Consider the following 22,060-nt stretch of genomic DNA (forward strand, 5'->3'; position numbering starts at 1 on the left):
GCGCGGGGCGCCACGCCGGCGCAGCGGGGGCGGCGGCAGGACGGCCTTTGCCATGGCGACCCGCGCTGCCCGCGCGGCGCGCTGGCCCGCCGGCATCGGGACAGCGCAGAAGGTCTCCTGTTGCGAACGGCCTGCGACGCTCGGCACTGCCTGCGCATGCTCTTGCCGAGCGTGCCCGGCTACTGGGCGTCGCCTTCGCCGTCGGCCAGCGGCAGGCGCAAGGTGGCGACGCTGCCGGGCGCGTCGGTACGCGGCTGCAGGTCCAGGCCGCCGCCCTGCGCGTCCAGGATCTGCCGCGACAACACCAGGCCGATCCCCGAGCCGCCCGGCTTGGTGGTGAAGAACGGCACGAACAGGTTGTCGCTGGGGGGCAGGCCGGCGCCGCCATCGATCACCTCGATGCGCGCCATCGCGCCGTCGCGGCGTGCGCGCAAGGCGACCGGCGCGTCGCCGCCGGATTCCAGGGCGTTGCGCAGCAGGTTGATCAGCACCTGTTCGAGTTGGTCGGCATCGGCGCGCAGCCGCAGCGCCGGCGCCAGGTCCAGTTGCACCCGCGCATCGCCGAGCAGCCGCCGCACGCGCGCGCACAGCGGCGCCAAGTCGAGCGGCGCCGGCACCGGCGCCGGCAGCCGCGCCAGGCGCGCGTAGCCGCCGAGGAAGCGCTGCAGGGCCGCGCTGCGCTGCTCGATCAGGCCCAGCCCGTTGCGCAGATCGGCATGCAGTTCCGGGTCCAGGGTGGCCGGCGCGGCCGGCAGCAGGCGCCCGAGGGTCTCGGCGATCGAGGCGATCGGGGTCAGCGAGTTGTTGATCTCGTGGCTGAGCACGCGCAGCAGGCGCCGGAACGCCTGCGCCTCTTCCTCGCGCAGCGCGCGCTCCATCGGCTGCACCAGCAGCAGGCGCCCGGCCTGGCTGCGGCTGCGCAGCGACGCATGGCCGATCTGCCAGCGTCCCTGCTGGCCGGCGAAGGCATGGGCATGGATGCTGCCCGAGGCGAGCGCGAACAGACCGGCCAGGCCCAGGGCCTGCGCGGTTTGTCCGATCAGCTGTTCGGCCGGGGCGCCGAGCAGGCGTTCGCCGGCCGGGTTGAGCAGACGCAGGCGCTGGTCCTGTTCGAAGGCGAACACCGCCCCATCCAGCGCCGCCAAAGTCTTGCTCAGCAGTTGCAGGCTCTCGTGCGAATCGCGCTGTTCGTCCTGCAGCCGCTGCGCCAGCGCGTTGAAGCGCTGCAGCAGGCCATCGTCGTCGCGCTCGCGCGCCGTGCGCGCCACGCGCACGCTGTAGTCGCCCTCGCGCAAGGCATCCAGCAGGCCGCCCAGCGTGCGCAGCCGCTGGCCGCTGCCGCGCTGCTGCCATCGCCACAGCACCGCGGTCAGCAACAGCACGCAGCCCAGCAGCAGCGCCGCCTCCGGCGGCCGCGGCGCGCCCACCGCGAGCACCAGCAGCAACGCCGCCATGGCCGGCGCCGCCAGCCACAGCGGCCGCCAGCGCACGCGCTCAGCCGCCGTCATCGCTGCGCAGGCCGTGCTTGCCCAGGCGCCGGTACAGGCTCTGCCGGGTGATGCCGAGCTGGTCGGCGGTGCGCTGCAAGTTCCCCTGCTGCTGCGCCAGGGCCTGCCGCAGCAGCAGCGCTTCGGCCTCTTCCAGGGTCAGTTGCGCCGACAGCACCGGGACGGCGGCGCCCTGCGCGGGCTGCAGGCGCAGCGCGTCGCTGCCCAGCGTCGCGCCATCGGCGAGCAACGCCGCGCGCTCCATCGCGTGCGCCAGTTCGCGCACGTTGCCGGGCCAGGCGTAGCCCAGCAGGGCGCGCTCGGCCTCGCGCGCCAGTGCCGGCAGCGGCCGCCGGTAGCGGGCGCAGGCGGCGGCCAGGTAATGCCGCGCCAGCGGCAGGATGTCGGCATCGCGCTCGCGCAGCGGCGGCACCCGCACCTGGAAGGTGTTGAGCCGGTACAGCAGGTCCTGGCGGAACTGGCCGGCGGCCACTTCCGCGTCCAGATCGGCGTTGGTGGCCGCGACGATGCGCACGTCCACCCGCTGCGTGCGCGAGGAGCCCAGCCGCTCGAACTCGCCGTCCTCGATCGCGCGCAGCAGCTTGGGCTGCTGCTGCAGCGGCAGGTTGCCGATCTCGTCCAGGAACAGGGTGCCGCCATCGGCCAGTTCGAAACGCCCGGCGCGATCCTGGCGCGCGTCGGTGTAAGCACCGCGCACGTGGCCGAACAGCTCGGCCTCGAACAGCGTGGGCGCCAGCCCGCCGATGTTGACCTTGACGAACGGCTGCGCGCGGCGCGCCGACCATTGGTGCAACAACTGCGCGAGCAGGCTCTTGCCGGTGCCGTTCTCGCCCAGCAGCAGCACGTTGGCGTCGCTGCCGGCGATGCGCATCAGGTCCTCGACCAGACGCTGCATCGGCGCGGACTCGGCGACGAACCCGGCGGCGGTGTCCTGCAACAACAGCGCCTGCGCTTCGCCCAGCCGTTGCGCATCGCGGCGGCTGCGGGTCAGTGCGATGCGGCTCTCCAGGACACCGAGCACGCGCGCGTTCTGCCATGGCTTCTCGATGAAATCCACCGCGCCGTCGCGCATCGCCGCCACCGCCAGTTCGATGCTGGCCCAGGCGGTCATCGCGATCACCGGCAGCCCCGGCCACTGCGCGGCGATCTGCGCGATCAGCGCCAGGCCTTCCGCGCCGGAGGTGGTGTCGCGGGCGTAGTTCATGTCCACCAGCACCGCGGCGAACTCGTCGCCGCGCAGGCAGCCCAGCGCCAGTTCCGGCGACTCGGCGCCGACCATGCCGTAGCCGGCGCTCTTGAGCAGCATGCGCAAGGCCTCGCGCACGTCGGCCTGGTCGTCGACGACGAGGATGCGGGGCGGCGATGGCGTGCGGGTCTCGGTCATGCCGCCGAGTCTAGCGACTGCGCGTGGCAGGCAGGCGCCGCGGCCACGGCCGCAGCGCCCACGCATCGGTGCGCGGCGTGGATCATTCCGCGCGCAACGCCTGCATCGGCGGCACCCGCGCCGCGCGCCGCGCCGGCGCCAGCGCGGCGAGCAGCCCGGCCGCGGTCAGCACCAGCAGCACCGCGCCGATCGCCAGCGGGTCGGCCACGCGCACCTCGAACAGGAACCGCTGCAGCAGCCGCGACAGCGCCATCGCCACGCTCAGGCCTAGCAGCAGGCCTACGCCGATCTGCACGCCGGCCTCGCGCAGCACCTGCCGCCGCAGCCGTGCCGGCGGCGCGCCGAGCGCGGCGCGCACGCCGAATTCGTGCTGGCGTGCCGCGACCGCCACCGCCATCACCGCGTACAAGCCGACCGCGGCCAGCAGCAGCGCCAGCGCAGCGAACAGCCCGACCAGCAGCAGGTTGAGCTTCTGCTCGCCGGTGGTGGTGGCGACCAGCGCCTGCATCGGCTGCAGGTCGGCGATCGGCTGCTGCGGCGCCACTTCGTCGATCGCCGCGCGCAGCGCGCGCTCGTCGGCGCCCAGCGCGCCGGTACGCAGTTGCACCGCATAGGTCAGCGCGCCGAAACCGCGGATGATCTGCCACATCGGCTCGCTCATCTGCGCCAGCGGCTGGTACACGGTCGGCTCCGGCGGCTCGGCCGGACTGGTGTGGCGCACGTCGCCGACCACGCCGACCACGCGCATCGACAGGCGATGGTCGCCGCCGTCGTCGGGGACGGTGACGATCCTGCCCAGCGCCTGCCCGTGCAGATACCGCGCCGCGAACGTGGCGTTGACCAGGCAGACGCGCTCGGCACCGGCCACGTCGCCGTCGGCGATGCCGCGCCCGGCCAGCAACGGGATGCGGAACACGTCCAGGAACTGCGGCGTGACCAGGCGGTACTGGCTATCGATGGTGGGCGCGCCGTCCACTTCCACGCTCCAGCTCAGCCGCGTCGCCGTCGGCGGATTGCTGGACACCCCGACCCGCGCGATGCCCGGCACCTGCTGCAGCCGGGCGACGATGCGCCGGGCCTGCTCCACCGCATCGCCCACCGTGGCATAGCGTTCCTTCACCGGCGACAGGGTGAACACCACCGCCGACCGGCTCTCGAAGCCCATCGGCACTTCCGCCAGCTTCTGCAACGTGCGCGTGAACAACGCCGCGCCGATCAGCAGCACCACCGCGACCGCCACCTGCGCGATCACCAAGGCGCGGCCGAGGCGGCCGGCCTGCAGGCTCCAACCGCCACGGCCGCCGCCGCCCAGTTCCGTCACCAGGTTGCGGCGACGGCCGCGCACGATCCCCAGCATCGCCGCCAACAGCGCGGTGGCGCCGCCAGCCAGCAACGCGAATAGCACGCTGGCGCCGGTCAGGTGCGCGGCCTCGCCGCGCATCCACACCAGCGGCACCCAACTGCCGAGCAAACGCAGCCCGAGCCATGCCAGCGCCAGCCCCGCGAGGCTGCCGAGCACGCCGATCAGCAGGCCTTCGGCCAGCGCCGGCAGGCTCAGCCGCAGCCACGGCGCGCCCAGCGCGGCGCGCACCGCGCTGTCGTGGCTGCGGCCCAGTGCGCGCAGCAGCATCAGGCTGGTCAGGTTGATCGCGGCGATCAGCAGCACGCAGGCGGCCGCGGCGAAGAACAGCCACAGCGTGTTGCCGCTGTAGGAGCGGTACAGGCTGTCCTGCAACGGCAGGGCATTGGGCGGCCGTCGTTGCAGCGACGCCCACCACGACGCGTCCATGTACGGGCTGTTGCGCAAGAGCGTCTTGAGCACCGCCGCGGTCTGCGCGGAGGCCGCGGCCACACTGATGCCCGGGCGCAAGCGCGCCACGATGATCTCGTTGGTGGACAGGTTGGTCGCGGCCAGGTCCGGCTGCATGTTGCGCATCAGGTCGAACGGTTCGGCCCAGGTAAACGCCGCCGGCAGCACGCCGACGATCTGCACCGGCGTGCCCTCCACCTGCAGCGTGCGCCCCACCGCCGCCGGATCGCCGCCGAAATAGCGCTGCCAGAAGCGATGGGTGAGGATCACCGCCTGCGGTCCGCCAGGCCGGCTTTCCTCGTCGCTGAAGTTGCGCCCGGCCGCCATCGGCAGGCCGAACGTGCGCAGGAAGCCGGCGTCGGCATTGATCGAAGCGACCACCTCGCTGGTGCCGCCGCGGGCGATGTTGGTGGGCACCGGAAACCCGCGCGCGATGCCGATCGACTGCAGGCTCGGCATGCGCCGCAACACCGGGTAATAGCCGGGCGCGGCGACGTTGCGGCCGTTCTCGATGGACAGGCCGAGCGTGACCAGTTGCTGCGGCTGCGGGAACGGCAACGGCTTGAGCAGGGCCTGGTCGAGCAGCGCGAACACCGCCGTGGTGGTGGCCACGCCCAGCGCCAGGGTCAGCACCGCCAGCAGCAGATAGCCCGGCTTGCGCGCCAGCGTGCGCCAGGACTGCCGGGCTTCGGCCCAGTACACGGCGGCGCTCATCGCGCCTCCGCGGCGCGCGCCGGCAGCACCAGGTCCTGCTCGTGGCGCAGCCGCTCGAAGGTGTCCTCGTCGACGATGCGGCCGTCGAGCATGTGCACGATGCGCTGCGCGCGGCGCGCGAACGCCGCATCGTGGGTGACCATGCACAGCGTGGTGCCGTTGCCGTGCAGTTGTTCCAGCAATTGCATCACCGCCTCGCCGTTGCGGCTGTCGAGGTTGCCGGTGGGTTCGTCGGCGAGCAGGATCGCCGGATCGCCGGCCAGCGCGCGCGCCACCGCCACGCGCTGTTGCTGGCCGCCGGACAACTGTCCCGGATAATGCTTGTGGCGATGCTGCATGCCGACCAGCTCCAGCACCTCGCGCACGCGCTGGCGGATCCGGCCGCGCTCGGCGCCGTCGCGGTAGGTCAGCGGCAGCGCCACGTTCTCCTCCACGGTCAGGTCGGCGATCAGGTTGAAGGCCTGGAAGATGAAACCGATCTCGGCGTTGCGGATGCGCGCGCGGCCGACCGCGTCCAGCTCGGCCACGCTGCGGCCGTTGAGCCGGTAGGTGCCGCCGCTGGGCGCGTCGAGCAGGCCGAGGATCGACAACAGGGTCGATTTGCCGCAGCCGGACGGCCCGGTGATGGCGACGAAGTCGCCGCGCGCCACCTCCAGCGCGATTTCGGCCAGTGCGTGGGTCTCCACTTCGTCGGTATGGAACACCTTGCCCAACCCGTGCAGGTGGATCAGCGGCTCGGCGGAAGGGGCGGATGCGGCAACGGCGGTCATGCGGTCTCTCCTGGTGGCGCTAGCGTAAGCGCAGGGTGTCGTAGGCGTTCCATTGGCTGGTGTCCGACAGCACCACCTGCTCGCCGGCACGCAGGCCGGCGCGCACTTCGATGCGGTCGCTGGAGGCGGCGCCGAAGCGCACGCGGATGCGCTGCGCGCGGTCGCCACCGTCGCGCAGCACGAACAGGTCGCCGGGGCCGTTGGGCACCGCCAGCGCCGGGCGCGGGATGCTGATCACGTCGCGCAGGGTGCCGAGCACGATGCGTCCGTCCACCGACAGGTCCGGGCGCGCGCCGGCCGGCAGCGGCGGCGCCAGCCGCGCGTCCACCACCACGCTGCCACTGCGTACCGCCGGGTCGATCCGCGCCACCTGCCCGCGCACCACGCCGTTGTGGATGTCCACCGCCACCGGCAGGCCGTCGATCACGTCCTTGGCCAGCACCTCGGGCACCTGCAGCCGCGCCAGCAGGTCGTCCGGGCGCGCGACGCGGGCCAGCTTGGCGCCGGCCTCCACGCGCTGGCCGGGCTCCACGTCCACCTGCTGCAGGATGCCGGCGCTGCCGGCGCGCACCTGCATCGACGCGGCCTGTTGCGCGGCGATCGCCAGCGCGCTGGCGGCCTGCGCGCGCCGCGCCTGCGCGGCGCGCACCTGCGCGGCCATGTTCTGCCGGAACGCGGCCACGCGCTGGGTTTCGATGCCGGCGCGGCCGCGCTGCTGGGCTTCGACGATCTGGCTCTGGGTCAGATCGATCGCCGAGATCGCGCCGCCATCGTGGCCGCGCTTGTAGGCCTGCGCCTTGATCTGCGCCAGTTGCAGATCGGATTCGGCCTGCGCCTGCAGCGCGCGCTGGTCCAGCAATTGCGCAGCCAACGCCGCGCGCAGCGCGGCCAGGTCGGCGTCGGCGGCGGCGAGCGCGGCGCGGGCGCGGTCCAGGGCGGCGTCGAGTTCGGGATTGGCCAGTTGCAGGATCGGCGTGTCGGCCTCCACCCGCGCACCGGCCTCGACCAGTTGCTGCTGCACGGTGGCGGCGGCGCCGGCAGTGATCCAGCGGATCTGTCGCGGCACCAGCACGCCGTTGGCGCGGATCTCGCGGCGCATCTCGCCGCGCGTGGCCGCATCGATCCACAGCTCGCTGCGCGCCACGCGCGGCGCCGCCTTGCCCAGGCCGAACACGGCCAGCACGCCCAGCAGCGCCACGGCGCTGGCGACGGACGCGATGAGGAGACGGCGACGGCGAGAGCGGGCGGAAGGCTTGGCGATATCCATGCCATGACAGGAGCAGGCCGCGTGCCAACCGAAGCGGCGTTGAAATACCAATGAATTCAATGCATTTCGGATTTCCGCGCAAAGCCGCTCTGTCCGTTTCCGGACATCGCAGACCGGTTGCGGACGATGCGGTCGCGCTCAGGCGCGTGCCGCGGTGTTGCGGAAGGTCTCCCTGCACCGATCGGGTCCACCCCGCAGGCGGGCATGGCGATGGCCGATCGGCGCGCGCCGCGCATCGGCAGCGCGCGCCCGATGCCGTGCCCGCCGCGCGACGCGCTGACTTAGCCGAGCGCCTCGACGGCAGCGGCGCGGTGCACCTGCACCGTCCGCGCGGCGAAGGCGTCGAGCAGGCCGGACGGCGCATCGTGCTCGACCACCAGGCGGTCGATCGCGTCCACGCCCACCACCTGGTGCGCGGCCAGCGTGCCGAGCTTGTCGGTGGTGACCACGGCCACGGTCTCGGCGCTGGCCTCGACCATCGCGCGCTTGAACAGGCTCTCCTCGCCGTCCACGCCCCACAGGCCGCGCTCCGGATCGATCGCGCAGGCGCCGGGGAAGCACACGTCGGCGCGCAACTGGCGCAGTTGCTGCAGCGCCTGCGCGCCGACCGCCGCGCCGATGCGCGGGTCGACGCGGCCGCCGATCAGCAGGAGTTCGAAGCCGCCGCGCTGCAGCAGCGCCTGCGCGATGTCCGGCGCATTGGTGATCACGCTCAGCCCGCGCCCGGCCGGCAGCGCGGCGGCGACGGCGCTGTTGGTGGAACCGGCGTCGATCAGCAGGCGCTGCCCGGGCTGCAGCAGGGCGACGGCGGCCAACGCCAGCGCGCGCTTGCGCTCGGCATGCTCGCCGTGACGCTGCGGCAACGGCGCCACGGCGGGCGTGGGCAACAGCGCGCCGCCGTACACGCGCCGGCACAGGCCCTGCGCGGCGAGCTCGCGCAGGTCGCGGCGGATCGAATCCTCGGACACGCCGAAGCGTGCGGCCAGGTCCGCCGCCACCACCCGGCCGTGTTCGCGCAGGCGCTGCAGGATCGCCTGCTGGCGCTCCTGCGGCAGCGCGTCGGGCGCGCCGCTCATCGCGTCTGCCCGGCGTCGCGCAACGGCAGGCCCAGCGCCGCCAGGTCGCGGCGCAAGGCGGGCGCGTCACGGAACTGCAGCGCGTGCATGCCGATGTCCGCGGCGGCGCGCACGTTGCGCGGCGCGTCGTCGACGAACACCGCCTGCCCCGGCACGATCGCGTAGCGCGCGCACAGCAGCGCGAAGATCGCCGGGTCCGGCTTCACCAGCCGCTCCTCGCCGGAGACCAGCACGCCATCGAACCACTGCAGGAACGGGTAGCGCGCGCGCCACCGGAAAGGTCTCGTGCGACCAGTTGGTCAAGGCGTACAGCCGCAGGCCCTGCCCACGCAGTTCCTCCAGCACCGCGACCGTCTCGTCGATGGCGCCGCCCAGCATCTCCGGCCAGCGTGCATGGTAGGCGGCGATCAGCGGTGCCTGCGCCGGATGCAGCGCGCTGAGTTCGGCCACCGCCTCCCGCCACGGCCGTCCGGCGTCCTGGCGTTCGTTCCACTGCGGGCTGCAGACCTCGCGCAGGAAGGTCTCCATCGCCGCCGCGTCGTCGAACAGGTGGCGATAGAGGTGGCGCGGATTCCAGTCGATCAACACGCCGCCGAGATCGAACACGACGGTGTCGATGCGCGGCGCGGACGGGGAAGCGGACGACGGCATGGCAGGCTCCGGCAACGAGGGGTTCAACGCCGCACCAGGCGCGCGCCGGCGGCCACCAGCAGCAACAGCGCCGCCACCACCCACAGCGCCGCCGGCAGGCTGCTGGCGTGGGCCAGCAAACCGATCAACGCCGGGCCGGCGAGCAGGCCGGTATAGCCCAGCGTGGTCAGCGTCGCCAGCGCCACCGCCGGCGAGGTGCCCGGCATGCGCCCGGCGGCACCGAACAGCACCGGCACCAGGTTGGATGCGCCCAGGCCCACCAGCACGCAGCCGAGCAGGCCGCCGACGGCGGAGGTGCCGACACTGGCCAGCACCAGGCCGGCGGCGGCCAGCACCGCGCCCAGGCCGACCGTGCGCGCCGCGCCCAGCCGCGCCACCACGCGGTCGCCGCTGAGCCGGCCCAGCGCCATCGCCACCGAGAACACGGCATAGCCCATGCCCGCCGCGCTGGGCGTCAGGCCGTGGTGGTCGCGCAGCAGCACCGCGCTCCAGTCGAGCATCGCGCCCTCGGCCAGCAGGCAGATGAAGCACAGCGCGCCCAGCACCAGCACCGGGCCGCGCGGCAGCCGCAACGGCACTGCCTCGGCGGCCGGCGACGCCTGCCGCAGCAATCCGCCGCGCTGCCACAGCAACAGCGCCAGCAGCCAGGCCGACACCAGCAGCGTGCACACCAGCAGCGGCACGCCGCTGCCGAGCAACGCGCTCATGCCGGCCGCGCCGAGCAGGCCGCCGACGCTGAACAGGCCGTGGAACCCGGACATCACCGCGCGGCCGGCGCGCTTTTCCGCTTCCACCGCATGCGCATTCATCGACACGTCGAGCGCGCCCAGCGCGGCGCTGAAGTACAGCAGCGCCGCGACCAGCAGCGCCACGCTCGGCGCCAGCGCCACCGCCGGCAGGGCCAGGCTCAGCGCCAGCGCGCTGGTCACGATCACCGCGCGGCTGCCGAAGCGATGGCACAGCAGCCCGCCCAGCGGCATCGCCACCACCGAGCCGGCGCCGAACGCCAGCAGCACCAGGCCCAGGCGCGCGTCGTCCAGACCGAAACGTGTCTTGATGTACGGCACCATCGGCGCCCATGCGGCCATCGCCGTGCCCGACAACAGGAACATGGCGCGGGTGGCGAGGATCCCGGTTGGACGTGGCGGCGGGCCGGCGGGGGCGGCGGTCGCGGATGGGGCGTGCATGGAAACCTCCTGGGCGCTCATGCTAGCCAAAACATGCATAAACACGCAAGAACAAGATTAAACGTGCACCGGGATGGGTGCTGATCGCCCCGCCCCGTGCCGTGACCGTCGGATCGGAGGCAGTTGCGCAGGCAACGCTGCCCTCCAGGCAACGTCGCGGCCCCAGCGCGAGCCCGAAGCGCCTTTTCGACCAGATTTGCCGGCTTATCGGCACGCCATACGCGCGCTGCGCGATTGGTGGACGCTTGATCTCCAGCACAGCCGACAACGCCAGTGCCGTGCAACGCCAGGCGGCGCGTGGCGGATACGACCGCGCTGAGGGAACGCGTGCAGATGCCACCTCCCCCATGGACACCGCGCAGCCGCCGTCGCAGGCGCTCCGGACCCGCCAGCCGATCGCACGATCGGGCATTCGCTGCCCGTATCGGTGTGCGCCTTCGGCGCGTTCTGCTGACGCGCGACCGCACACAGGCCCCAGCATCGGCACCGACGGCACACGCCCGTCGCCTGTACACGCAACGCAGTGCGCAGGCTGCGACGCCGCCCGCGCCAGCCGGCGGGACCGAGCGACCGCCCAAAACGACGATAGGGCCACCAGGGCCCTATCGCGTCACTGCGTCCATCGTGCCCGCGTGCAGCCGGGTCGCCCGCGGGGCGCCCGGCTGCGCCGGTCAGGGCTGCACGACGTTGATCGTGCCCGGGTTGCTGCGCCCCACCCCGCGCAGGTCGGGACGGTACATGTCCTCGACCAGCGGCGGCGGCACCGTGTAGGTGCCCGGGGTCACCGCGCGCACCAGGTAGAACACCTGCGCCTTGCTGCCCGCCGACAGGCTCAGCGCGGCCACGTAGCGGTCGTCGCGGAACTCCTCGTGCTTGACGTCGGCGGCGCTGGAACGGTCGCTGATCTCGATGCCGTCCACCACCACGTCGGCCCACTGCTTGGCGTCGCCCAGGTTGAAGTTCTCGATCTCCAGGCCGGCCGGCAACAGGTCGGTGAGCAACGCGTCGGGCATGCTGGTGTCGGAGGTGATGGTGACGCGCACGATCAGCGCCTCGCCCTCCTTCAACGGCCGCGGCGTCCACGGCTCGCCGTCGGTGGTGTACAACTCGCGCTCCACCTTCAGCGTGCTGTCGTCCACGCCCGGCGCGGTGCGCGGCACGCCGGCGATTTCCAGGCTGGCGTACAACGGCGCCTCGCCCTGCGGCACGAAGCTCACCCCGCGCGCCAGCTCGGCCTCGCCGAACTGGCGGCCGAACGCCTTGGCCGGGGCGATCGCCTCGCTGCTGTCGCCGACGTTCAACTGTCCGGACACCAGCTTGCTCTGGTTGGCCAGCAACGCCTTGCCCATCCGCGCCAGCGCCACCTGCTCCTGGGTGCTCAGCCACAGCCAGCCGCCGCGGCGGCGCGCGTCGATCTCGCGGCCCAGCGCAACCACGCGCGCGTCGTACTCCGGCTTGGCCAGGCCGCGCTCGTGCAGCAGCGCGATCATCAGCGCATCGTCGCGGACCACGCTGCCGTAGTCGCCGAAGTAGCGCGGCCGGTCGGCGTTGTCCTTGGCGAAACCGGCGGCGATCGCCGCCTCGCCGCGCTTCTTGTCGCCCTGCAGCGACAGCGCCACGCCCAGGTGCACCAGCGACAGGCCGGTCAGCGCCTTGCCGCGGTCGTTGTCGTACAGCGCGCGCAGCGTGCCCAGCGGCGCGCGGTTGACCCGCGCCAGCACGTAGCCGGACCAGGCCTGGTTGGCGAACTTCAGGTTCTCGCGGCGGTCCTGGCCGTAGAAGTTGTTGCCGCCGGACAGCAGGTCCTCGCTGAGCCGGTTGAGCGCCTTCTGCAGCACGTTGTCGGGCACCGCGAAGCCGGCGTCCTTGGCGTCGAGCAGGAACTCGGCGATGTACGGGGTCAGGCCCGGATTGACGTAGCCATCGTCGCCCCACATCGAGAAGTGGCCGCTGGAGATCTGCATCGAGGCCAGCCGCCCGAACGCGCCTTCCATGCGCTCGCGGCGGGTCGCCGCGTCCAGCCCCTTGACGCCGAGCAGCTTGGCGGTGGCGTCGTCGAGCAGCAGCGCGGCGTAGCCCTTGCTGGTGGTCTGCTCGGCGCAGCCGTACGGATACTGCAGTGCACCCTGCAGCGCGCTGGCGAACGGGATCGGCGGCAAGGCGCTGACCAGCATGCGCGCGTTGACCGAACCGGCCATCAGCCCCTCGGCGTCGGCCATGCCCAGCGTCACCGGCGCCAGCGGATCCAGCACGCGGGTCTGCGCGCGCAGCACCGACGGCCACGCCGCGCGCACCGGCAGGTCGTAGCGGCGGTCGACGCTGAAGCCGTTGCCGTTCACCCGCACCCGCACCTTGGCCACGGTGTAGCCCTCCTGCGCCACCAACGGGAAGCTCAGCGTGGCCTTGGCGTCCTTGCCGAGCTTGGCGCTACGCGCGTTCTCGGCGATCGCCAGCGGGCCTTCGCCGTCCACCTGCACCTTGAACTCGCCCGGCTGCCCGGTGAAGTTCTGCACGTCCAGGGTCACGGTGCTGCGGTCGCCCGGCGCCATCACCCGCGGCATGCTGGCCTCGGCCACGATCGGCGCGCGCACCAGCGTCTCCACGTCGCGGTTGCCGTAGCGGTCGTCGGAATACACCAGCGCCGACACGCGCAGGGTGCCGTTGAAGTCCGGCACCGGCAGTTGCACCCGCGCGTTGCCCTTGGCGTCGAGCTTCACCGAACCGGAGAACAGGTCCACCGTCTGCACCCGCGCGGTCGGGCGCTTGGCCTGCGGCAACGCCGCCAGCGCCATGTCGCCGCCGAAGCGCAGCTTGCCGGTGCCGCCCTCGAAGCTCTCGATCACGCGGCCGTAGATGTCGTAGGCATCCACGCCCAGGCGCCGCTGCGCGAAGAACTGCGCGTTGGCGTCGGGCACCGGGAAGCGGGTGATGTTGAGGATGCCCACGTCCACCGCGGAGATGGTCACGTGCGCCTGCTTGCCGGCCAACTCGGGCACGCTGACCGTCACCGGCAGCGGCTGCTCCGGGCGCATCTGCTTGGGCGCGACCAGGCCCACCGCCACGCGCCGGGTCTTGCGCTCCATCGGCACGAAGGCCACGCCGACCGCGCGCGCCGGGGTGATCTTGCTCGGCGCCGAACCGCCGCGGAACACCAGCGCGGTGACGTAGACATCATGGCGCTCCCAGTCCTTGGTCACCGGGATCTCGAAGCTGCTGCCCGGCTTCACGTCGATGTCCTGCACGTACAGCATGCGGTCGCTTTCGACCATCAGCACGCCGGGACCGGCATGCGGCGGGGTCAGGGTGACCTTGAGCGTGTCGCCGGCCTTGTAGCCGGTCTTGTCCAGCGCCAGCTTGACCTTGTCCGGACGCGCGTCCAGGCCGCGGTTCTCGTCGTTCCAGCTCCAGCCGGCGTGGAACGGGTAGCGCGTGGTCAGGCCGGTGGCCGGGTCGAACACGTCCACCCGGTACTCGCCCCACTCCACCGGGAAGTCGAACTTGGCCGCGGCGCTGCCGGCATCGAGCGTGAGCGTCTGCTTGTTCTCGAAGCGGCGGGTGAAGTCGTAGTCCCAGCGGTTGTCGGTGAATGCCCAGTGGTAGTCGCGCAGCTCGCGCACCAGGGTCACCTTCAGGCCCTTGGCCGGCTGCGGCTTGCCCTGCGCATCCACCCGCATCAGTTCGAAGCGCGCGTTGGCGTTGGCGTCGGCACCGTCCTTGTCGTCGAACAGCGGGCGCACGCCGACCAGCGCCGGCGCCGGCCACAGCACGCGCTTGAGCGTGCGGGTGACGGTGCGCCCGCCGGTCTCGTACACGCTGGCCGAGACCAGCGCGGCGATGGTGCTGGTCGGCTTGGCCTCATCGGGCAGCGCGATGTCCTCGGCGATCTTGCCGTCGGCGCCGAACTCGGTGTCGATCACGTCCTTGGCTTCGCGCGGCAGTTGCAGCGTCGGGTCGCCGAAGAAGTAGCCCGGCAGCGCCTCCACCGGATGCTGCTCGACCGCCACCGCCAGCTTGGCGGTGAAGCGGTTGCCGTCGGCCGGCGCGCCGTACAGGTAGGCGGCGGTGGCCTGCAGCTTGAACGGCTCGCCCGGCTTGAGCGTCTTCTGCGCGCTGTCCAGGTCCAGCTTCATCCGCTCGGGCAGGAATTCCTCGATGCGCAGGGTCATGCCCTGCACCGCTTCCTTGCTGGACGGATCGGTGCGGAACTCCACCTGCCAACGCCCGGTCGGCGCATCGGCGGGAATGAGTTGCTCGAAGCTGAAATAGCCCTGCTCGCCCGGCTGCAGGCGGGTCTCGCGGAAGATCTTGCCGTCGGGCTGCTTCAGCCGCAGGAACACCGGCTGCGCGCCCTTGCCGGTGGTCGGCACCGGCTTGCCGTCGTTGTCGCGCAGCAGCGCCGACACCCGTACGGTCTCGCCGGGGCGGTACAGGTCGCGGCCGGACCAGGCGAACACGTCGAACCAGGCGTTCTCGCGCCCGGCCACGGCGAACTCGCTCAGGTCCAGCGCCGGCTGGTTGAACGGCAGCATCGACAGGTCGGTGCCGCTGCGCGCCACCAGCACCTGGCCGGCGTCGAGCGTGTAGTTCAGCAGCGCATTGCCGTTGGCGTCGGTCTCGCCCTTCAGGAACAGCTCGCCCTTGGCGTCGAGGATGCGCAGTTCCACCTTCTTCAGCGGCTCGCCGCTCTGCAGCGAGGCGGTGTGCACGAACAGCTTGTCCTTGTAGGCGCGCGCGTGCAGGCCGATGTCGCTGACGGTGAAGAAGGCGGTGTCGTATTCGTTCTCGAACTTGCCCGGGCGCTTCATCACCGCGAAATACAGGCCCGGCTCCTGCAGTTCCTTGATCTCCTGGATCGGCAGGTAGGTCAACGCACGCTCGTTCTTGTCGCCGCCGAGCACGAAGCGATTGACGTAGACCGAGTCGGCCAGCTGCGAGATCGGGGTGTGGTCGCTGTAGTCGCTGTCCATTTCCCAGCTGCCGCGGCGGCCGCCGCGCTGGTACTGGGCGAAGAACGCCGGCAGCGAGCCTTCCTTGACCCGCATGAACTCCACGTCCACTTCCGGCACGTTGAGCGAGACCACCGGCAGGCCGCGGCTCTCGCGCGCCGGCAGCACGCTGCCCTGCGAGGCGAAGCCGACCGCCGGCTCCAGCTCGCCGGTGTAGACCTTCTGCTTGAGCGGCTTGCCCAGGCGACTGCCGTCGGCGGCCAGCAGGTCGGCGGAGATCAGCACGGTGTAGTCCTTGGCCGCCTCCACGTAGGGATAGCGCAGGGTCTTGCCGTCGTCGGACAGCGACCAGGCGCTGTCGTCGGTGCCGACCTTCTCCTCGAAGCGCACCAGCTTGTCGAAGTCCTGGGTCCCGACCAGCGGGCGCGAGAACTCCAGCGCCAGCGACAGGCCGTCGCTCTTCTGGTCGGGATAGGCGCGCACCAGGCCGAAGCCCTTCATCGCTTCCTTCTGGCCCTTGACCGGTTCGCCGCTGGCGTCGGGCAACTGCCCGGATTCGTTGCGTTTGCAGCCGCCCAGCGCCAGGGCCAGGCCCAGCAGCAGGAAGGTGCTCAACAGCCCCGCGCGCAGGAGGCGCCACTGCCGCTTCGAATCCGTGTGCATACGTTCGCTCCGTGAAAGTGGCGCGAGTATAGAACGCCGGCGCGGTGGCGGGAGGCTCGGCGTGCGGATTGCGCACGTGGCGATCGCGCCGGGGCCGGTGCACAGGATGCGGGCCGGGCGGCGGTGGCGTTCGCGGCATCGGCCGGCGCCCTTCATCGCGCCGGCGGAGGGTGCCGTGCGCGCGGCAGGCGAGTTCCCGGTTCGCCGGCCAGGTCGCCGTCGGGACTGACGTCCCTCCCACAACCTGCCCACCAGCCGAGGCGCACCGCCGTCGCTTCTTGCGCAAGCGCCACGGCGGGCTCCAGCCGCCGTGCGCGCGCGGAAACCGCGCCCCCAAGGATCGTGTCGGGGCTGAAGCCCCTCCTACAACAGCCGCACCACACCCCCTGTAGGAGCGGCTTCAGCCGCGACGAGCGAAGCCAAAGACCTCAACCGCCAAACACCTGCCGGACCAGAAGCCCCAAAGCGCCATGGGCACGCCCCACACCACCCGCTCTCCTGTGGGCGCGGCTTCAGAAGCGGAACGCTTCAAACCTGCGCGGGCCAAAGACACCCCTGCGGCACACGCACACCGACCTCACCGCAACAGCCGCTGCATGTACAGCGCGATCAGCCGCGGCCGGTCCAAGGCCAGGCAGACCTGCGCGTTGGCTGCAGCGCCCGCTGCATCCGCCGCCGGCGCCTCACGGGTGTAGCCCTTGTCGTCCACCACGATGCGCAGCGGCACGGTCGGGCACAGACGCGGATCGAGCAACTGCGCCACCGGCACCACGTCGAACAGGGTCGGGCTGGCGCTGGCCCAGGGCTGGTCGGTGTCGCGCCATTGGTAGTAGAGCTGCGCCAACGCGTCGGTCAGCGGGTCGCCGTGGGCGAACAGCGCCACCCGCTCCGGTTCCTCCAGCGTCACCTGGGTCGCGTCCAGCGGCAGCAGCACGATCGGCACGCCGGCGGCGAACACGCGTTGCGCGGCACCGATGTCGGCGGCGATGTTGTATTCGGCCGCCGGCGGACTCGGCGCCCGGTAGCGCGACTTGCCGTAGCCGGCGCGCACCGAGCCGCCCATCAGCACCACCTGCCTGAGCTGAGCGAAGCCGGCCGGGTCGCGCTGCAACGCGCGCGCCGCATCGGTCATCGGACCCAACACCAGCAGGGTGACCTGGCCGGGATGGCGCCGCGCCTGCGCCAGGATGAAATCGGCCGCGTCCGCGGCCTTGCGCGGCAGCACGCCCTTCGCCGCCCAGCGCGCCTGGCTGAAGGGAATCTTGCTGTCGGTACGTTGCCCGATCGCCAGCGGAATGTCGCTGCGGCCGGCCTGCTGCAACAGCCGCTGCAACAGTTGCGCGCGCAGCCCGGTGTCGCCCCAGGCCGAGGCGATGCCCAGCACCTGCAGTTCCGGACTGCGCAGCAGCAGCGCCAGCGCGAACGCATCGTCGATGTCGTCGCCGACGTCGGTGGACACCACCACCTTCTGCGTCGGCGTGGCGGATACCGGCCCGTCCTGCGCCGGTGCGGCGGCCGCGGAAGGCGCCGCGGCCGCCGCGACCACCGGCGCCACCACCAGCAGCGCCAGCGCCGCCCAGGCTGTCAGATTGCGCATGCGCGCCTCCTCGAAAAGAAACCGCCGGCATGATAGCCGGCGGTCGCTGTGCATCGCGGTGCGCGGGCGCCGCTCAGAAGTTGGCGCGGAACTGCGCGCCGACGATGCGCGGGTCGTTGATGAAGCCGGTGAGGTTGTTGAAATCGATCGCACCGGTGGCGCGGATCTGGTTGGTGCAGTTGCGGCAGAACACCGAGACCTCGTACGCGCCGGCGCCCCAGTTGTAGCCGATCTTGGCGCCGCCCTCGAGCAGCGGCTGGCCGACGAACTCGCGCGAGTCGTACAGGAAGAAGTTGATCTCGCTGCGGTAGGACCAGTCGGTGAAGAAGAAGAACTCGGCGTCGTCGCCGACCGGGATGCCGTAGCGCAGGGTCGCGTTACCCATCCACTTGGCCGCCTGCGGCAGCACGTTGCCGTCGATCAGCGCGCGGCCGGAGGCGTTGACCGGATCGGTCACGGTGCAGGTGCGGCACACGCCCACCGACAGGGTCGGATCCTCGATGCGGGTCCAGTTGTAGGCGCCGCCGAGGGTGAAGCGCAGGTTCTGGGTCAGCAGCGCCTCGAAGTCGAACTCGGCGCCGCGCGCCTTGGAGGTGTCGGCGTTGAGCAGGCGCACGTCGTTGGAGGCGCCGCCGACCGCGGTCAGCTGCTGGTTCTTCACCCGGAAGTCGTAGATGTCGAAGCTCAGGCGCGCGCGCTTGTCGAACAGGTCCGACTTGATGCCGATCTCGTAGGAGTCCACGGTCTCCGGCGCGGCCACGGTCAGCGGCGCGGTCGCCGACGGCACGCCGAAGCTGGCGCCGCGGAAGCCGCGCGCGGCGCGCGCATAGACGTTGACGTCGTCGTTGATCGTGTAGGTGGCGCTGAGGTCGCCGGTGACCTTGGAATTGTCGGTGCTGCCGGTGGACGGCTCCTGCAAGGTGACGCGGTCCAGCGCCAGCACGTCGAAGGTCTTCTTGTCGTAGGTGTAGCGGATGCCGGCGCGCAGGTTCAGGCGCTCGGTGGCCGCGTAGTTCAGCGAGCCGAACGCCGCCCACGAGGTGTTGCGCTGGCGGGTCAGCTGGTAGCTGCTGAGGCTGCCGCCGCCCAGGGTGTCGTAGGTGTAGTTCTCGCCTTCCACCGAATCGTGGAAGTAGTACAGGCCGGCCTGCCAGTTGATCGGGCCGCTGTACTGCGACTCGGCGCGCAGCTCCTGCGAGTACTGGTCCAGGTTCTTGATGCCGCCGGCGGTCTCCACCGGGAACGCGATCAGGCCCGGGCCGGACGGCGGCGCGAACACCGCGCCGTAGCCGCCGTCGATGTCGCCGCGGCTGTAGTACTTGCCGATGCCCTCGTAGCCGGTGATCGAGTGCAGCACGATGTCGCCCAGGTCCCAGCTCAGGTTGGCGCTGCCGCCGTAGGTCTGCAGTTCCTGGGTGTTCTTGCCGTCGATGGACACCTTGTCCGGGTCGAAGCCGGCGACCAGCTGGTTGGTGCCCGGCTGGAAGATGTTGGCGCGGAACAGCCGCGCGGTGCCGTCGAGGTGGCGCGCGTGCGCGTTGAACAGCGCGCTGAAGTCCTCGCCCGGCTGGAACAGCAACTGCACCCGCACCGCCGAGTCGGTGTAGCCCTCGAACGAGCGGTCGTCGATGGTGTTGTCGACCCAGTCGTCGCGACGCTGGCCCAGCGCCGAGATGCGCGCGGCCCACTTGTCGCCCATCGCCACGCTCAGGCCGGTTTCCATGGTCATGGTGCCGTAGGTGCCGTAGGACAGGCTGGCGTAGCCGTCGTTGGCGCCGATGCTGGGCTTGACCGAGTTGAACTTGACCACGCCGGCGGGGGTGTTGCGGCCGAACAGCGTGCCCTGCGGGCCGCGCAGCACTTCCAGGCCTTCCAGGTCGAAGATCGGGAAGCCCTTCAGGAACGCGTTCTCGGCGACCACGTCGTCATAGATCAGCGACACCGGCTGCGAGGCGTAGGTGTTGAAGTCGGTGTTGCCGTAGCCGCGGATGTAGAAGCGCGGGAACACGCGGCCATTGGAGGATTCGACATTCAGGCTGGGCGCCTTGCCGGCCAGCACGCGCACGTCCGAGCCGCTGGTGGCGATCGCGTCCAAGTACTCCGGGCGCAACACGCTGGCCGACACCGGCACGTCCTTGGAGTCTTCCGCGCGGCGTTCGGCGGTGACCTTGATCGTGTCCAGACGGGCGATCCCGTCGGCACTGTCGGCCTGTTGGGCGACGGCGGGGAACGAAAGCGCGGAAACGACGGCAACGGCAAGCGCACTGGCGCGCAGCGACCAACTGGCGGACATCGGGACTCCGGAGTGAGATGGGCGGAAAGCGCGTCGACGGGCGTTGTCGCGCCGCAACATAATTAACACAAATTACACATCGTGTGTATGCCGCGCGTCATCCGCCTCGCGCCCGGCCGCCCGGTCCGGAATCGACGGCACATGCGCGCCGGGCCCGCGGTCGCACCACCCCAGAAGGCGCCGGCCGGCTGGCGGCGCCGCTTCGCGGGCGGGCCGCTCGTGCGTCTGAAGGGGTGCGCATCCCCGTGCCGCCTTGGAGAGCCTCCGATGCCGGCACGTGGCTGCTCAACACGGCCTACCCCTCGCGCAACGCGGACTGCAGCTGATCCGCCAACCGCGCACGCCCGCCCGCGGGCGCGCCCACGGCGCGGCCGGCGCGCTCAGCCGGCCGCGGTCTCCGGCACCCGCACCCAGCCCTCCATCAGCACCCGCGCACTGCGGCTCATGCTCGCCTTGGTGACGGTCCATTGCCCGTCCACCTGCTGCGCCTGCGCCCCGACCCGCAAGGTGCCGGACGGGTGCCCGAAGCGCACCGCCTGGCGCTCACCGCCGCCGGCCGCGCGGTTCACCAGGGTGCCGGGGATCGCCGCGGCGGTGCCGATCGCCACCGCCGCGGTGCCCATCATCGCGTGGTGCAGCTTGCCCATCGACATCGCCCGCACCAGCAGGTCGATGTCAGCGGCCGCCACCGTCTTGCCGCTGGAGGCGACGTAGTCGGCCGGCGGCGCGACGAAGGCGACCTTGGGCGTGTGCTGGCGCGTGGCCGCCTGCTCCAGCGCGGCGATCAGGCCCATGCGCAGCGCGCCGTGCGCGCGGATGGCCTCGAACCGGGCCAGCGCCTGCGCGTCGCCGTTGATCGCGTCCTGCAGTTCGGTGCCGTCGTAGCCCAGCGCCTGCGCCTGGAGGAAAATGGTCGGGATGCCGGCGTTGATCAGGGTCGCCTCGAAGCGGCCGATGCCCGGCACGTCGAGCGTGTCGACCAGGTTGCCGGTGGGGAACATCGCCCCGTCCGCGCCGTCTTCGTCGGCCGCCGGGTCGAGGAAGTCGAGCTGGATCTCGGCCGCCGGGAACGTCACTCCGTCCAGTTCAAAATCGCCGGTCTCCTGCACCGCGCCGGCGGTCATCGGCACCTGCGCAAGGATGGTCTTGCCGATGTTGGCCTGCCAGATCCGCACCGTCGCCACGCCGTCGTGCGGAACGCGCGCGGCATCGACCAGGCCGGCGGCGATCGCGAACGGCCCCACCGCCGCCGACAGGTTGCCGCAGTTACCGCTCCAGTCCACGAACGCGCGGTCGATCGCGACCTGCCCGAACAGGTAGTCCACGTCGTGGTCGGGGCGCGTGCTCGGCGCCACGATCACCGTCTTGCTGGTGCTGGAGGTCGCCCCGCCCATGCCGTCGATCTGCTTGGCGTAGGGATCGGGACTGCCGATCACCCGCAGCAGCAGCGCATCGCGCGCGGCGCCGGGCGCCTGCGCGGCGACGGGCAGGTCCTGCAGGCGGAAGAACACGCCCTTGGACGTGCCGCCGCGCATGTAGGTGGCGGGAATACGGAGCTGGGGACGGTGGGACATGGCAGTTTCCGGTGGACGCGGACGGTGGAGGGACTCAGGGGTGATCGGGGATTTCGGCTTCGACCAGGTGCGCCAGCAGGGCCAGCGACTCCTGCCAGCCGAGGTAGCAGAATTCCACCGGGATCTGGGCCGGAATGCCGTCCTGGACGATGTCCAGTTCGGTGCCGCAGGCCACCGCGCGCAGCTTCACCGTCACGATCATCTCGCCGGGCAGGTCCGGGTTGTCGAAGCGGTCGGTGTGGCGGATCAGCGCGCCCGGCACCAGCTCCAGATAGGTGCCGCCGAAGGACTGGCTGGCGCCGCTGCCCAGGTTGGTGAAGGACATCCGGTAGCTGCCGCCGACGCGCGCGTCCAGCGCATGCACGGTGGCGGTGTAGCCATGCGGCGGCAGCCATTTGGCCAGCGCCGCCGGCTCCAGGAAGGCGCGGTAGACGCGCTCGGCCGGCGCGCGCAGGACGCGGTGCAGGTGGACGGTGCCGGGATTGTCATTGCCCATGGGATTTCCTCCTCGGTGGCTGGCGCGCGCAGGATGGCACGCGCTCACGACACCGACGCATGGGACAGTTCATTTTCGACAGTTCCACGAAATTCCTGCACGGAGCGCTGCAGAACACAGCAGC

Annotated in this window: 12 protein-coding genes and 1 pseudogene; all 13 read right to left on the reverse strand. The window is 71.7% G+C overall.

Translation table 11 applies throughout. The annotated features are described in order from the left end of the window. Positions 1–179: 179 nt before the first annotated feature. The 13 genes and pseudogenes from AB3X07_RS16825 to AB3X07_RS16885 all read right to left on the reverse strand — a co-directional run bounded on the left by AB3X07_RS16825 (position 180) and on the right by AB3X07_RS16885 (position 21,936). Entirely contained in the window at positions 180–689 is a 510-nt protein-coding gene (locus tag AB3X07_RS16825; RefSeq protein WP_369944792.1) for a sensor histidine kinase, read from the reverse strand. A gap of 805 nt (positions 690–1,494) precedes the next feature. Next, positions 1,495–2,892, reverse strand: coding sequence for a sigma-54-dependent transcriptional regulator (locus AB3X07_RS16830; RefSeq protein WP_369939824.1), 1,398 nt, complete (start codon positions 2,890–2,892; stop codon positions 1,495–1,497). 82 nt (positions 2,893–2,974) lie between these two features. Further along, the gene (locus AB3X07_RS16835) at positions 2,975–5,416 is read right to left on the reverse strand and encodes an ADOP family duplicated permease (protein ID WP_369939825.1); all 2,442 of its coding nucleotides are present in this window, start codon (positions 5,414–5,416) and stop codon (positions 2,975–2,977) included. Further along, positions 5,413–6,186 carry an ABC transporter ATP-binding protein gene (locus AB3X07_RS16840; protein WP_369939827.1) on the reverse strand — a complete coding sequence of 258 codons (774 nt, stop codon included), beginning with the start codon at positions 6,184–6,186 and terminating at the stop codon, positions 5,413–5,415. Before AB3X07_RS16840 ends, AB3X07_RS16835 begins: the two co-directional genes overlap by 4 nt. 19 nt (positions 6,187–6,205) lie before the next feature. Then, on the reverse strand, positions 6,206–7,384 hold the full coding sequence (locus AB3X07_RS16845) for an efflux RND transporter periplasmic adaptor subunit (RefSeq protein ID WP_369939829.1): 1,179 nt from the start codon (positions 7,382–7,384) through the stop codon (positions 6,206–6,208). Positions 7,385–7,734: 350 nt separating this feature from the next. Beyond that, positions 7,735–8,529, reverse strand: a complete 795-nt coding sequence (locus tag AB3X07_RS16850) for a DeoR/GlpR family DNA-binding transcription regulator (RefSeq protein ID WP_369939830.1) — start codon at positions 8,527–8,529, stop codon at positions 7,735–7,737. Next, positions 8,526–9,180: pseudogene (locus tag AB3X07_RS16855) on the reverse strand (HAD family hydrolase). The gene AB3X07_RS16850 and the pseudogene AB3X07_RS16855 overlap by 4 nt, the downstream one beginning before the upstream one ends. Before the next feature lie 23 nt (positions 9,181–9,203). Then, positions 9,204–10,367 carry an MFS transporter gene (locus AB3X07_RS16860; protein WP_369939831.1) on the reverse strand — a complete coding sequence of 388 codons (1,164 nt, stop codon included), beginning with the start codon at positions 10,365–10,367 and terminating at the stop codon, positions 9,204–9,206. 671 nt (positions 10,368–11,038) lie between these two features. Beyond that, complete coding sequence (locus AB3X07_RS16865; RefSeq protein ID WP_369939832.1) at positions 11,039–15,976, reverse strand: alpha-2-macroglobulin family protein; 4,938 nt, start codon at positions 15,974–15,976, stop codon at positions 11,039–11,041. Positions 15,977–16,553: 577 nt separating this feature from the next. After that, a complete protein-coding gene (locus AB3X07_RS16870; RefSeq protein ID WP_369939833.1) occupies positions 16,554–17,573 on the reverse strand; it encodes a nucleoside hydrolase in 1,020 nt (339 codons plus the stop codon). A gap of 73 nt (positions 17,574–17,646) precedes the next feature. Next, positions 17,647–19,866 (reverse strand): TonB-dependent receptor, encoded by a 2,220-nt coding sequence (locus AB3X07_RS16875; RefSeq protein WP_369939834.1) that lies wholly within the window; start codon positions 19,864–19,866, stop codon positions 17,647–17,649. 380 nt (positions 19,867–20,246) lie between these two features. Further along, positions 20,247–21,440 (reverse strand): 2-methylaconitate cis-trans isomerase PrpF, encoded by a 1,194-nt coding sequence (prpF, locus tag AB3X07_RS16880; RefSeq protein ID WP_369939836.1) that lies wholly within the window; start codon positions 21,438–21,440, stop codon positions 20,247–20,249. Between the two features lie 34 nt (positions 21,441–21,474). Further along, positions 21,475–21,936, reverse strand: a complete 462-nt coding sequence (locus AB3X07_RS16885) for an SRPBCC family protein (protein WP_369939837.1) — start codon at positions 21,934–21,936, stop codon at positions 21,475–21,477. Positions 21,937–22,060: the final 124 nt, after the last annotated feature.

It is taken from the genome of Xanthomonas sp. DAR 35659 (assembly GCF_041242975.1).
GTDB lineage: Bacteria > Pseudomonadota > Gammaproteobacteria > Xanthomonadales > Xanthomonadaceae > Xanthomonas_A > Xanthomonas_A medicagonis.